General features: G+C 47.1%; 12 protein-coding genes. 11 read left to right on the top strand and 1 reads right to left on the bottom strand.

Features of this window, described 5'->3' with window-relative positions; all coding sequences use genetic code 11:
* The first annotated feature begins 8 nt into the window (after positions 1 to 8).
* Positions 9 to 1,796, top strand: a complete 1,788-nt coding sequence (gene rho, locus ACYQ2L_RS14825) for a transcription termination factor Rho (protein WP_460057320.1) — start codon at positions 9 to 11, stop codon at positions 1,794 to 1,796.
* A 20-nt stretch (positions 1,797 to 1,816) separates the two neighbouring features.
* Positions 1,817 to 2,062: a type B 50S ribosomal protein L31 gene (locus ACYQ2L_RS14820; RefSeq protein WP_460057318.1), complete on the top strand. Its 246-nt coding sequence runs from the start codon at positions 1,817 to 1,819 to the stop codon at positions 2,060 to 2,062.
* A gap of 76 nt (positions 2,063 to 2,138) precedes the next feature.
* Here ACYQ2L_RS14820 and lnt read toward each other — a convergent pair whose 3' ends face one another.
* Positions 2,139 to 3,698, bottom strand: coding sequence for an apolipoprotein N-acyltransferase (gene lnt / locus ACYQ2L_RS14815; RefSeq protein WP_460057315.1), 1,560 nt, complete (start codon positions 3,696 to 3,698; stop codon positions 2,139 to 2,141).
* Positions 3,699 to 3,776: 78 nt separating this feature from the next.
* Here lnt and ACYQ2L_RS14810 point away from each other — a divergent pair, with 78 nt between their 5' ends.
* From ACYQ2L_RS14810 to ACYQ2L_RS14770, 9 genes are all read left to right on the top strand, one after another.
* Complete coding sequence (locus tag ACYQ2L_RS14810; protein ID WP_460057313.1) at positions 3,777 to 4,958, top strand: galactokinase; 1,182 nt, start codon at positions 3,777 to 3,779, stop codon at positions 4,956 to 4,958.
* Between the two features lie 42 nt (positions 4,959 to 5,000).
* Positions 5,001 to 5,684 (top strand): tetratricopeptide repeat protein, encoded by a 684-nt coding sequence (locus ACYQ2L_RS14805; protein ID WP_460057311.1) that lies wholly within the window; start codon positions 5,001 to 5,003, stop codon positions 5,682 to 5,684.
* A 5-nt stretch (positions 5,685 to 5,689) separates the two neighbouring features.
* Positions 5,690 to 7,744, top strand: a complete 2,055-nt coding sequence (locus ACYQ2L_RS14800) for a hypothetical protein (protein WP_460057309.1) — start codon at positions 5,690 to 5,692, stop codon at positions 7,742 to 7,744.
* A 19-nt stretch (positions 7,745 to 7,763) separates the two neighbouring features.
* Positions 7,764 to 8,069, top strand: a complete 306-nt coding sequence (gene clpS / locus ACYQ2L_RS14795; RefSeq protein ID WP_460057307.1) for an ATP-dependent Clp protease adapter ClpS — start codon at positions 7,764 to 7,766, stop codon at positions 8,067 to 8,069.
* A gap of 15 nt (positions 8,070 to 8,084) precedes the next feature.
* Positions 8,085 to 10,385, top strand: a complete 2,301-nt coding sequence (gene clpA, locus ACYQ2L_RS14790) for an ATP-dependent Clp protease ATP-binding subunit ClpA (protein WP_460057304.1) — start codon at positions 8,085 to 8,087, stop codon at positions 10,383 to 10,385.
* Positions 10,386 to 10,455: 70 nt separating this feature from the next.
* On the top strand, positions 10,456 to 11,112 hold the full coding sequence (gene aat, locus ACYQ2L_RS14785; protein WP_460057301.1) for a leucyl/phenylalanyl-tRNA--protein transferase: 657 nt from the start codon (positions 10,456 to 10,458) through the stop codon (positions 11,110 to 11,112).
* A gap of 377 nt (positions 11,113 to 11,489) precedes the next feature.
* Positions 11,490 to 12,329, top strand: coding sequence for a hypothetical protein (locus ACYQ2L_RS14780; protein ID WP_460057298.1), 840 nt, complete (start codon positions 11,490 to 11,492; stop codon positions 12,327 to 12,329).
* Positions 12,330 to 12,339: 10 nt separating this feature from the next.
* Entirely contained in the window at positions 12,340 to 13,677 is a 1,338-nt protein-coding gene (locus tag ACYQ2L_RS14775) for a hypothetical protein (RefSeq protein WP_460057296.1), read from the top strand.
* The coding region (locus ACYQ2L_RS14770) for a hypothetical protein (RefSeq protein WP_460057294.1) at positions 13,674 to 13,897 on the top strand (224 nt) is incomplete at its 3' end. The genes ACYQ2L_RS14775 and ACYQ2L_RS14770, both read left to right, overlap by 4 nt.

Genomic DNA, 13,897 nt, shown 5'->3' with positions numbered 1-13,897 from the left:
AGAATTGAATGGCAGTTATTCGACGACAACGGAAAGAAGACGAGACAGGTTCTTCCAATTCCGAAGAATATCAGGCCGAGCTTGATTTAAGCCAGGATGATCAGTCAGCGAAATCTGAACCGATTGAGGCCGAAATTACAGCCTCAGGCAACGACCAGACTTCTGATGAATCTGAATCCCTAGATGAAGCCCGGGCTGCAGACAGCAGTAAACCCGAGGCTGCCCCGGATACTTCTGTTCGTGAAAGCGCTAATAACGTATCCGAACAGCCCCTCGAAAAAAAGCGTGTAAAAAAGAAGAAAATCAGGGTTGAACTCAAGAAGGATGATTCCGCCAGAAGCAGTCAGGCTTCTGCTCCTGCTGATTCCGATAACAGTTCTTCCGATGATGAATCCTCGAATGATTCCGGTGAAGAGAGAAGCCAGCAGTCACGCGGCACCAAAAAAGCCCGATCAAAGGCAGGAAATCAGCACCAGCGTAATCATGGTACAAGGAATAATGAGGACGCCGCTTCCAAGGATCGCGCCCTCAGCATTAACGACCTGATCAATATGAGCATGAAGGAGCTCCGGGATTTTGCAGCCAAGCTTGGTCTGTCCCAGGAAAACTTCATGGCTATGAAGAAGCAGGAAGTTGTTTTTGCAATTCTCAAGGCACATACCGATAAAAACGGCACCATTTATGCGTATGGCTCACTGGAAATTCTGCCTGACGGATATGGTTTTCTGAGGTCTCCCCAGAACTCCTACCTTTCCGGACAGGATGACATTTATGTCAGTCCATCCCAGATACGGCTATTCAACCTCAAGACAGGTGATACTGTATATGGTCAGATAAGGCCGCCGAAAGACAGTGAGCGATTCTTTGCAATGCTTCGCGTTGAAAGTGTTAACTATGATCCGCCAAGTGTTGCACAGACCAGAATCCCATTTGACAATCTGACTCCTCTGTACCCAGACGCCAGACTCAATATGGAGACTACAGATGGTGAGGTGTCTACCAGAATGATCAATCTGTTTTGCCCTATTGGTAAGGGACAGCGCGGATTGATTGTGTCACCTCCCCGTACCGGAAAGACGATTCTGCTTCAGCGAATCGCAAATGCAATAACCATCAATAATCCTGAAGTGTATATGATCGTTCTGTTGATTGACGAGCGGCCTGAAGAGGTTACTGACATGCAGCGAAATGTCGATGCAGAGGTAATTGCTTCTACATTTGATGAACAGGCAACCCGGCACGTACAGGTTGCTGAGATGGTTCTGGAAAAAGCCAGACGTCTAGTCGAGCATGGCCGGGATGTTGTTATTCTGCTTGATTCCATAACCAGACTGGCACGTGCGTATAACCAGACTGTTCCGACATCCGGTAAAATACTTTCCGGTGGTGTTGACTCCAATGCTCTACACAAACCGAAGCGCTTTTTCGGAGCTGCCCGTAATATCGAAGGCGGCGGCAGTCTGACCATTGTTGCAACTGCTCTGGTAGATACCGGAAGCCGGATGGATGAGGTTATATTTGAAGAGTTCAAGGGCACCGGTAACATGGAAGTCAGTCTTGACAGACGTCTTGCTGACCGCCGGCTGTATCCTGCGATCAATATTAAACGCTCGGGTACCAGACGAGAAGATCTTTTGCTTACCGAAGAAGAGTTGAGCAAAATGTGGGTTCTTCGTAAGGTAATCAATCCAATGGATGATACCGAAGTTCTTGAGCTGCTGATTGACAGAATGAGGAAAACCAAGAATAATGACGCGTTCCTGAGATCCATGAATACTTCGGGAAGTATGGAATAGCTGTAAGGAGTTAATGTATTATGAAAAAAGATCTGCATCCGAACTATCGTGAGGTAGCTTTCAAAGACAGTGCCACCGGTACTATATTTGTCACTAAATCTACAGTTGAGACAAAAGAAAGCATTAAGCACGAAGGTAAGGAATACCCCATGTATCTGCTTGATATAAGCAGTGCTAGCCATCCGTTTTTCACAGGCAAGCAGCAGCTTGTTGATACTGCTGGTCGTGTTGAGCGATTTAACCGCAAATACAATATCAAAAAATAGAATCTCGGATGAGAATATTGCAGAATTAATATCTGCAATATTCTAATATAGTTTGATTCCTATTACGATAAAGCCTTCATAGCTGATAAAGCCCTGAAGGCTTTTTTCTTACTCCAAAAAGTGCTGCAATAGAGATGACGAGGCAGAGTATGGCGAACAATTCCCCTGTAAGCATAAATACTGTCTCTCTCTGAGGCAGATACAGCGCTACATCGCTTCGCATGACCGCCTGTTCAAACATCGGCAGTGAATCAGTAACTCTTCCCCATGGATCTACTATGCTTGTATAGCCGGAATTCGTTGATCGCACCAGGGTTCTGCCTGTTTCTATGCTTCTGAATCGAGCTGCTGCCAGGTGCTGTGTCTGGGCACTGTCAGTCTGTGACCAGGAGTTGTTCGTAATATTAATAAAAAAATCGGCCCCATCTCTTGCCATACTTCTGGTAATACTTGAGAAGGCATCCTCGAAACATATTGGCGTTGCGTAATTCAGAAGTCGGCCCTCAGGATCACTGATTTCAAAGAGCCGGTTTTCTTTTCCGCTGAGCCACATGGATCTCAGGCCAATAACATTTATAAAGAAGTCTCTGACAGCTGGATACTCGAAAAAAGGAATTGTTTCCGCAAATGGAACCAGTTGCTGCTTGCCGTAAACCTGTTGTACTACAGCATTTCGATCCAGTAGTATTGCTGCATTTACAAAATCACCGCGCGATGCATCAATGGCAAAAGGAGCTCCGGTGAGGAGATCAGATGGAAGATCTGCCATAAAGTTAGTGAAGGGGTAGGATTGAGGATTCCTCGTGTAGAAGTTCAGACTCTCTGGAATAGCGTATCTGAGTACTGTCTCGCTCCAGACGATCAGATCCGGATCTGTTTCCCTGAGCTGCAACCCCTGTATGGTAAGATTCTGAAGATCTGTCAGCTCGTCCAGGAATGCGCCTGGTTCCCATGAGTCTCCATTATTCTGCACAAGCAGCATGTCCAGTTTTGTATCAGGCTCTGGAATGAGGGCCATGCGGAAAGTACCGAAAAGAATGGCTGCTGAAAAAACAACAGCCAGAAACGCAGTCAGTTCATGCAGCTGACGCTGTTCCGAGGCTTTGACTCTCATTATCCACTCCGCAATGCTGCTGTTTGCCAGTACGAGCAGAAAGCTGATGCCATATACCCCCGTTATAGATGCCAGCTGTATCATAGGCATGACTTCGTTCCAGCTGTAGGCTGCCAGACCCCAGGGGTACGCCAGAAAGCCCGTCGATTTCAGTAGCTCGTATGCAGTCCATATCATGGTGAACCAGATTGCACGAAAGGGGAGGCGGGATTTCAGGCTCCGATAGAGGAAGGGGAATAGCAGGGCGTTGTATATCATATAACCGGCTACAGCTCCGCCGATTGTCCAGAATGCGAAATCCCTGAAAAAAGCCAGCCAGAAGCTGCCTAATACAGTCGAAACAGCACCAAAAAGTATCCCGGAAAAACTTGCACTACGGTAACTGTTACATTTCCGTAAAGCAATGTATAATGGGACAAGTGAAAAAATTCCGATAAGGGGATGTCCGAAGGAAAATATCGGGTTTGGGAGGCCTAAGGGCAGCAAAACAGCACTAAATATTGTCAGCAGGTATATAGTCATGACATGTAGTATACCAGAAGCTGAAAATTCATCTATAGTTTTGAAAAAAGTTCTGAAATCAGGTATAGTACTAACAGCATGAACAAAGTAGTCACGGCACATCGTCGCGAGTTTTCCGCAGTTCCGGATCTCGCTATCTCTGCACCAGGTACAATCTCCTTCTTGGGTGAGCACTCCGAATCAGCCGGTGGACGGGTGCTTATCGGTGCGCTGGAAGAAAGAATGACCGTGGCTGTCAGCGTACGCAAGGATACCAGTCTTCGCTTCTACTCGGAAACTTTCGATGAACGCAAGAAAACCTCAATCAGTACTCTGAAATGGCGGAGGGAAGATCGCTGGGCTAATAACAGCAAAGGGGTCATCTTCGGGTTTATGGAGCGGGGGATCAAGGTTCCGGGCCTTGAGGTGACAATAGGCGGCGACGTCCCGAATCAGGTCGGTCTGGGGAGCTCCAGTGCGATCTGTGTTGCTACTGCGGTTGCTCTCGACAGACTTCTGCAGACTTCAATGAGTGCTGATGAATTAATCAGAATTTCAGTCGAAGCTGAATCTGTGTTCCAGGATCTGTCTTCCGGTAAGGCTTCGTGTGCAGCGGCTCTTCTTTCCGAGCCCGGTTCTCTTATGATCTGGGATTCAAGCAGTGACTCCAGCAGTACTGTGCCATTTGTACTTCCGGATACGAAAATACTCTGGGTTGATCCTCAGGTACCTATAACCGCTGAAGAGCGGGAAATGGTGGAACAACGGCTGAAGGAAGCTCAGGGCTGTGTTGATATATTGAACGAGCGAATGATCCCTGACGGGCTTTTGAGATCCGGAGAAACCGGAATTCCGAAGGGCATGGGCTCCATGCCGGAAGATGTACGAAGAGGCTGCAAGCATCTGCGTGATGATGAACAACGCTTATCCGAGGCTATTCTCGCTCTTCAGGAGCGTGATGCTGCAAGATTCGGCCGTTGTCTGTATCGTTCTCATGACAGTCTCAGGGATCTGTACGAAATATCAAACCCTGAGATCGACTGGCTGGTCAGACGGCGCGATGCTGTCTCGGGTGTACTCGGGGGCCGACGCACAGGTATAAACGCATCTGCCTCCATCGTTCTTCTGGTTCAGCATGACGCTATTGATGAATATATGGAGAAGCTGCAGGAATATGAACGGATTTTTGGATTCACGCCGAACTGGCGTCTCTTGTCGCTGGCCGGCGGTGCCTTGATTGAAAGCGATTACTTTGCCGAAGATAAAGCAGGAGCTGATTGACGGAGTTGCTTTTTCACTACTAAAATACCAGCGGGAGCGTATATGATGCGGGAGGGGATCCGCTTATACAAGAAAGGGCAGATTGAACAGGCACTGAATTACTTTTTGGGAATTGATGCCAAGCCCGATGATTATCCGGAACAAGCTTACTATCTCGGTCTGTGCTATGCCCAGCTCAAGCAATACGATGAGGCATTGCTTTATCTCGAGCAGGTGGCTGCTTCCGATCTTGATTTTGCCCGTCTTTTTCAGGGCAGATTGGTAATTGGTTTTATATATGCAACTACCGGACGCTATCGTCTGGCAGAGTTCGAATTCTCACAGCTGATAGAGGAGGGCTATGAATCACCCAAGGTGTTTTCTGCGCTAGCCTTTGCGTTATATAAACAGGAAAAAATAGCACAGAGCATCAGTTTGCTGGAGAAAGCCCTGGAGCTGGATCCTGAAAACGCCAATGCCCTGAATTCTCTCGGCTTCATTCTCGCAGATCAGGAGATCAAGGTACAGCTCGCTCTGCAGTACTGCAGAAAAGCATACGAAGCCTATCCGGAGAACTCCGCATATATTGATTCCCTGGGATGGGCCTACTACAAATGCGGAAATACACGTGAAGCCCTGCGGTATCTTGGTACCGCACGTAAGCTTCTTGCTGATCAGTCAGAATCACGCAGAGCAGAAGTCGAAAAGCACTGGGCAGAGGTTTCCCGGTCTGCAGAAAAGGTATAGCTGGTATGAATAGAACGAGAACAATTCCGGCATTAGCTTTACGACTTTTTTTCACAATGGTTATTTCTGTACTTATTACAGTTGCTGCACATTCCCAGCAGCTCCCTTCCTTTGCTGAACTGGAAACCCAGGAGGAATTTCGTTATGGAGTACTGGCATTTCATGCCGGATACTTTAATGATGCGATACTTGCCTTTCAGCGTGCGTTAACGGCCTCTCCTGACGATGTTCTCGTACGAAACTGGCTTGGAAGGGCTTATGCCCAGGCCGGCTTTCTGGATGCTGCTCTCGATGAATGGCAGGAGATGCAGCGGCTCGGTGATGCCGGAATCGCGTTACAGCAGCGTATGGAAATTCTGCGGGAACGCATGGGGCTTTCCCGGCTTTTATCTACGGCAGACCGCTATATAATGTCGGCTGCAATCAGTGGACATAATCCGGATTATACTATATTCCGTCGCCCTACTTCGGTCAGGGCTCTACCCGACGGGTCTACGCTTGTAACTGCATTCGGAAATCACAGGATTGTGCAGGTCGACGTGAACGGTAACCGCCGGCTGGAATTACTGGGTGGAATAACCGGCCTTGATGGCCCGTACGATGTTCTTCCGCTGGACAACGGGAATTATCTGGTAAGTGAGTTTCTGGCTGACAGAATTTCTCTGCTGAATCCTTCGGGAAGCCGTATTTCCAGTTTCGGTGAGCGTGGAACAGGAAATGGTAATTTTCTCGGTCCGCAATATATGAGTATGGATCAGTTTGATCATGTATATATAAGCGACTGGGGTAATAGACGGGTACATAAATATGATCTGGATGGAAATTTCCTTTTTTCCATAGGCTCGGCAGCTGGAAATTTCAGGGGTCTTCAGCGTCCAACCGGATTGATCTGGTGGCGGGACGAGTTGTGGGTCGCCGATTCAGGACGCGAGCAGATTGAGGTATTCGATTCTTCAGGTAACCACCTCAGATCTGTTACTCATCCTGATTTTGGTCATATCGATTTTATGGAAATCTATGATCATAATACACTACTACTGGTACAGAATAACCGGATTATTCAGTATCAGCCGGATAATGGAAGTTTTACCCGGATATCCGATTCATCTGCAGAGAAATTGATTGCAGCCGTCAAGGACAGAAACGGAAACATTGTTGCAGTTGATCATCATTCAGAGAATCTTTTCCTGTTTACCCGGGCTTCACAGCTATACTCCGGAATGCATGTGACAGTACAGAAAATTCATGCCGATAATTTCCCCGAACTGATCATTGATCTGATAGTCGAGGATCGAAACGGAAATCCGGTCGTCGGACTTGATCGCAGGAATTTTATTATTTCTGATACGGTAAGCACAAGCCGGCAGGTAGAAATGGTTTATCAGGGATGGAGAAATCAAACAGCGCATACATCGCTACTCATCGATATTGATTATATATCCGGGGGATTCCCTGATACATCCGCATCAGCGCTTCGTAATCTCTACGCTTTGTCCCAGGGTAATGATACATTCCGGCTTGTGGCAAATGCAGCTAATCCGATAACTCTGGCATCTACCCGGATTGCCGGGGATACTGCTGCCAACAGACTGCTTCAGACCCTGAATAGTGAGAGTCCCGGTGCGCTTGATTCGGCGTTGCGTTATGCTGCTGATGAAGTAATCCGTACCCGGGGACGCCGTCATGTGATACTGCTGAGTGAATCAGGTAGGCAGCTTCCGGAGTTCATGAACTATGGTTCAATTGAACTTGCCGCATATTATGCGCAGAATAATATTACCTTATCCGTGTTAGCCATAGGTGAAGGCATGATTGATGACAAACTGCGGTACATCAGTGAAGAAACCGGCGGAATCATCATCCGAAACTCGAATCCTCGCGGAGTACAGCCAATTGTCGATCACATTCGAAATAAGCCCAGTGGCTGGTATACACTCAGATATATTACTGAGTCCGATACTGATTTTGGACGCAGGTATATGCCTGTCTCGATCGAGACTTTGCTGATGCAGCAGTCAGGTCGAGATGAGTCCGGATACTTTGCCCCACTAGAGTTTTAATGAGTATATTACAGTAGTTATGAGCAGTGATTTTAGTACTAATGTACAGGAACGCAGCTCTACCCGTGTCAAGAAACCGCGAATGTACCGGGTTGTGCTGCACAATGATGATTACACACCGATGGAGTTCGTTGTCGAAGTATTGATGAGAATATTTCATCAAAACAGTGAACAGGCAACGAAGATTATGCTTGAGGTCCATGAGCGGGGGCGGGGGCAGGTTGGTGTATATACCTATGACGTGGCTCAGACCAAGGTGCGTCAGACAAGCGAACTTGCACGTAAAATGGAATTTCCCTTGAAAACCAGTGTGGAAGAAGCCTAACAAGGATATTATTATATGCATATAGATGCCGAAGTACAGGAAATCCTGAATCAGGCCTATCAGGAAGCCAAGCAGAGAAAACATGAGTATCTGACACCGGAACATGTTCTTTACGCAGCAACACATTTTGAATCGGCTTGTTTTATTCTGAAAAAAGCAGGAGCTGATCCCGAGGAACTCAGGGAATCACTTCATTACCACCTCGTGGATGCAGTCCCCGTCGTCAGTAATGTTGACCCCGGACAGACCGTGGGTTTTCAGAATATTATCGAACGGGCAGTATTTCATTGCCAGTCTGCCGGAAAAGAAATTGTAGATATAGCAGAAATACTTGTATCTATTTTCGACGAAAAAGAATCCTTTGCCGCGTATTTTATAAAAAGCAGCGGAGTCAGCCGCCTTGATCTCCTTCAGGTTGTCGCACATGGTATGGAAGAGCTCGAGGAAGATGATATGGATTTTCCCTCGGATTCAGATGAAGAATTCGATGAAGAATATGACGAAGATGAACATAGCAGGTCGCGACGGAACAAACGTGACCCACTTCTGAAATATACTGATGACCTCACCGAACAAGCCAGACAGGGAAAGCTCGAGCCTCTTATCGGCAGGGTAGAAGAACTTGAAAGGACGATTCAGGTTCTGTGTAGGAGAATGAAAAATAACCCGGTTCATCTCGGCGACCCTGGAGTCGGAAAGACCGCTATCACGGAGGGCCTGGCACAGGCTATTGTTGAAGAGCGTGTACCCATGCTCCTGCGGGATTATACCCTGCTGTCTCTGGATCTTGGTTCCCTGCTTGCTGGTACCAAATTCCGTGGAGACTTTGAAGAAAGGCTGAAACAGGTTCTGGGCGCTCTGCAGAAAAAAGAGAAGGTTATACTGTTTATTGATGAAATCCATACGATAGTCGGCGCAGGAGCTGTTTCAGGCGGTTCCATGGATGCATCCAACATGCTGAAACCTGCCCTGGCGAAGGGTGATTTGCGGGTTATTGGCTCCACAACCTATGAGGAATACCGAAAGCACTTTGAAAAAGACCGTGCATTGACACGCAGATTCCAGAAAATCGAAATTGCTGAACCAACAGAAGAGCAAGCCGTCGAAATTCTGCAGGGACTTGCCCCGAAATATGAGGAATTCCACGGGGTGAAATTCTCACCGGATGCCCTGAAGTCTGCGGTGCATCTTTCTTCACTGTATATTGCTGAACGATCGCTGCCGGATAAGGCAATCGATGTAATAGACGAGTGTGGTGCTTATACCAGAATCCAGGGTTTGCAGAACGAAACTGAAGGTGATCCAGTACTGATTGGCTCCGAGCTTATTGAAAAGGTCGTTGCCAAAATGGCAAAGATTCCCGAGCGCCGGGTGAGCAGCGATGAACGCGTCCAGCTCAAGGAGCTTGAGGCACGCTTGCTTCAGAAAATATTCGGACAGGATGCAGCTGTGCATTCGGTCGTTCAGGCAGTCAAGCGTTCCAGAGCCGGTTTCAGAACCGCTGACAAACCGGTAGCCTCTTTTCTCTTTGTCGGTCCTACCGGTGTAGGGAAGACCGAGTTGTCCAAATCACTGGCTGATGAGCTTGGCGTAGCACTACTGCGTTTTGATATGAGTGAATATCAGGAAAAACATACAGTTTCACGACTGATCGGGAGTCCTCCAGGTTATGTAGGTTATGAGGAAGGCGGACAGTTGACAGATGCAGTGAGAAAAACTCCTCATGCCGTTGTACTGCTGGATGAAATCGAAAAAGCACATCCGGATGTTTTTAATATCCTGCTGCAGATTATGGATTATGCAACGCTGACTGACAACAGTGGTCGTCAGGCCGATTTCAGGAACGTTGTTCTGATTATGACATCGAATGCAGGGGCACGTGAAATCGGAAAGTCCATGATTGGTTTCGGCAATCAGACCATAACCAGTGCTGCTATTGATGATGCGGTCGAGAAAGCCTTCAGTCCCGAGTTCAGAAACAGGCTCGACAAGACAGTTGTATTCGAGCGGCTGCCACAGGAAGTCATTGAGGATATTGTCCGCAAGGAAATCACGGGCTTTGCCATGCAGGCATCTGATCGCAACATCAGTATTCAGCTCAGTGACAAGGCCGTCTCCTACATTGCACTCAAGGCATATTCCCCTGAGTTCGGTGCACGTTTTATAGGACGCTATGTGGAAGAACATATCAAATCCCGGCTTGTCGATGAGGTCTTGTTCGGTAAACTCTCCGAAGGTGGTTCAGTTCTTGTAGATCTCAATCAGGAATCGGAATTTGTGTTCGAATTCGAAAGCGACGGGGGCAGCTCTGTTTGACCCCCTTGATTATGAGCCACTTCCTGGTTTTATAGCATTACCCTCTGATCCACTCCCCCCGGAGCAGTACATGCCGATGTCGGTTCCTGAGCAGGCAAAGGATAAGGATATGTGGTACACCGGAGGAGACCTTCACCCCGTGAGTCTGGCTGCAGCCTATCGGCAGGGATTCTTTCCCTGGGAGGGAAATCCGCTGGGCTGGTGCTCTCCGGCAATGCGCTTTGTCATAGAGGCAGATACCTTCCGCCTCTCCCGATCGATACGTCGTGAACTCAAAAATAATCAGTTTTCTGTAACACTGAATCAGGATACACGGGCAGTAATACAGGCCTGCATGGAGGTCCCCAGACCGGGACAGGACGGCAGCTGGCTCACTAAGGAAATGGTCGAGGCATATGTACAGTTTGCCGGGCACGGATATGTCTGGTCGGCTGAAGCCTGGTGTCGGGAAAGCGGTAGACTTGCCGGAGGTCTGTATGGAGTCAGGACAGGAAGCATTTTCGTAGGTGATTCAATGTTTTCGCTGTTACCTGGCGCTTCCAAAACTGCCTTCGCAGTATTGGCTTCACACCTGTTCGAACAGGGATTCAGCATGATTGATTGTCAGGTGTATTCCGATCATCTCTCTCTGTTCGGCGCTGACGAGATTCCCCGGGAAGAATACTTTGACTTTCTTTCAAAGCACAGAAGCCGCTTCATTCCCTTACAGCCCTGCAGGCTTTGCTGAAATATATTAATAAACCATCGAGGAAATTGCAAAATTACGTGCAATTTCCTCCTCGCATTAGTAGCGAATTCTCAAGTTGTTTTATGTAAACAACTTGAGAATTTATAATCTTGCGAATGCCCATGCAAAATGTAATTTTGCAAAAAGCTCCATCATTAATAAAAAACATGCTACCGCACCTTTATTTATTTTTTTAATAAAATTTATTCGAAAAAGTGTTGGCTCTTGCTGGACGCGATATACTATTTTGCGGAGGATTGTATGAAAAAAGGTATTTTTCTCGTTTTAGTTATCACAGTAGTGTTGGGCTGTGATGTTGGTAGCTGGGGGGGGGCGAGCAGATTGAATCTGACCCTCATACAGTAGCTATTCTTAATTTGGGTACTAAGGGAGATCCTGTACACAGCTTTTCACAAAATGTCCGCGAGGTAACATTTAATGCAAGGCTGCCTGGTTCAAAAATAGAATCTACGTATTCTATCCATCAAAAGATAGTCGATAATCAGCTCTTGACCAGACTGGATTTTGAAGCTGATCCGACTGATAATTTTATAATGCGTTCAGTTATATTGAACGAAGAGGAAATTATCATATTTGACCGGAATTCCTCAGAAGTTTTCTACCGCGAAGTACTGGATGACGGACATGAGGTATCGGATGCTGATTCAGTTGGATTGTTTCAGCGTATACCTCTGGAAGAAATTCAACATGAATTCAACCGACTGCAATATCGTTTGCTGGAAGATCCCGTCTCAGGTACCCTGACGGTTGAGCTTCCCGTCGATGAATTACGTGCGGAAATTGGAGAACAACTGCTAAGTCACCGTCTCTTTTTCAGTATAACTGATCAGGTATATACCGGTGACGAAACAGTGGTCCGTATAGATGGTGTTACTGAAACAACGACAACATCCATTGAATACCAGGAGTTCGATGGTCTGATGATTCCAATCAGAGAAACAATGGCAGTGGCTGTTGAGGACGAAAAGGTTCTGGATATTTCTGATCGTACAATGCCATGGTATGAAAGTATTGATGATATCGAAGAAATTACAGAGGAACAGCTGAATGAGTTCATACAGGCAGGTTATGCTATATATGATATGGAGCTGTCACTAGGAGATCCGTCATCATTGAATTCAACCACCTATTATATCCGTGAGTACGATGATATTCGTCTGAATAACGTGCAGGAACGTTATTTTCGTTTGTTTTAAGGGGTAATCAATGAAAAAAATAGCACTAATTCTTATTGTAATGGCACTTTGTGTTCTCGGGGGATCTGTTTTTAGTCAGGATACTGACACACTTCTGTTTCTGGAAGGTGTTGGTTCAAGTCTTGATGGACAGAAAGTTGATAACATGCCCATGGCTAGCCAGGTTGACTATATTCATAAAGAATACGGGGATGCCAGCAGCCAGGTTATTATTGGCCAGAGTATGGGGGGATTACGAGCCCTTGGTTACGCCGGTTTGAAAGGCCAAAGCAATGACGTCAAGGCTGCAATTGCCATAACTGCACCTGTACGTGGGTATTCTGCTCTGTCAAGAGGTTCTAGTGTATTGGCTGCACAGCTCAATTCGGTATATCGAACATTCGATATGGGTTTTAGATCATTTCAAAGTATGGGAAAAAACACTCTGAATTCCAGCACAGTTATAAGTAAGGGTGTGAGTGACGGGCTGGCTGGAATGGGGTTCAGTGCAGAAGCAGGCCCAGCAGCCATGGTAGAGAATCTGGTAGCCTCTGCTGGTGTCGCAGACCTACATCCTGAAAGTGATTTTATTAGAAGTGCAATTTCTGATATCGACTGGGATTACCATGAGTACACTTTATTTGGCCGTCTTATACGTATCCGTATACCCGGTACTCGTGCCGTAATTCCGGGTATTCCTGAAACTATCTATGTCGGACAGATTGTCGGTAAGCAGAATCATCCTCGACACCTGATTGTTGACCATATGGGTTCTGATAATCTGGTTCCACCTGTTAATCTTGGACCATTAGGGGAGTTTAATGTTGTTTCCAACAATGCAGCACTGCGTGCAGGACATGTGCTTGTGTGGGGGCAGATGGCGTCAGCTCAGTCCTACTGGACTGGCCGATCTGCTCAGGAAAGAGGATTAGCCGCCGTTGCATGGGGTGCGTTTTGGAATAGAAAACCGTATCATACCCATATACGACGGGCAAATCGCTATCAGCAATATGCCGGATATGCCGCTAATGCACGAGCTTGGATGGATCCTAATCAGATTACAAAACGTTGGGGAGACCTCATCGGGCAGCAAGAAAGCGATGGTTTTATTACTGCCAATGATCAATACTGGCCCCTGAACGAGATCGGTGGACGCCCGATTCCCTTTCAGAATGGACATGTTGAGCTGGATACTATTAATCATGCATCTGCCTTGTGGCATGAAGATGTCTGGGGTGAAGGGGCTACCCAGTTCAAGGGAATGAATGGTGGAGAGATCGAAGAAGGTGGTGTGCTATATGAGTTTCTTGATCGATTGCGTATTCTGGGTGATATAGCCGGGACCATGAAGGGAGATATAGTTAAATGATCAAGGCCATTATATTCCCAGCCTGTTGTGTCATAGTACTCTTGCTGTGCCTGTCTGGCTGTGACTTTCTGGGCCGAGAGGAGGTAGTCGGGAATCCCCGACTGCCTGTGCTCTGGAGTGTTGATGTGGGAGGGGCTTCTAATCAACAGATTATGCTGGAAGACGGTGTGCTGTATTATGCCGATGTATTCGGCCACCGGGTTCTGGCACTGGATCCGGA

The sequence above is a fragment of the Spirochaeta dissipatitropha genome, assembly GCF_054657935.1.
Note: the sequence above shows the minus strand (reverse complement) of the source record. Positions and strands in the feature narration are given on the sequence as shown.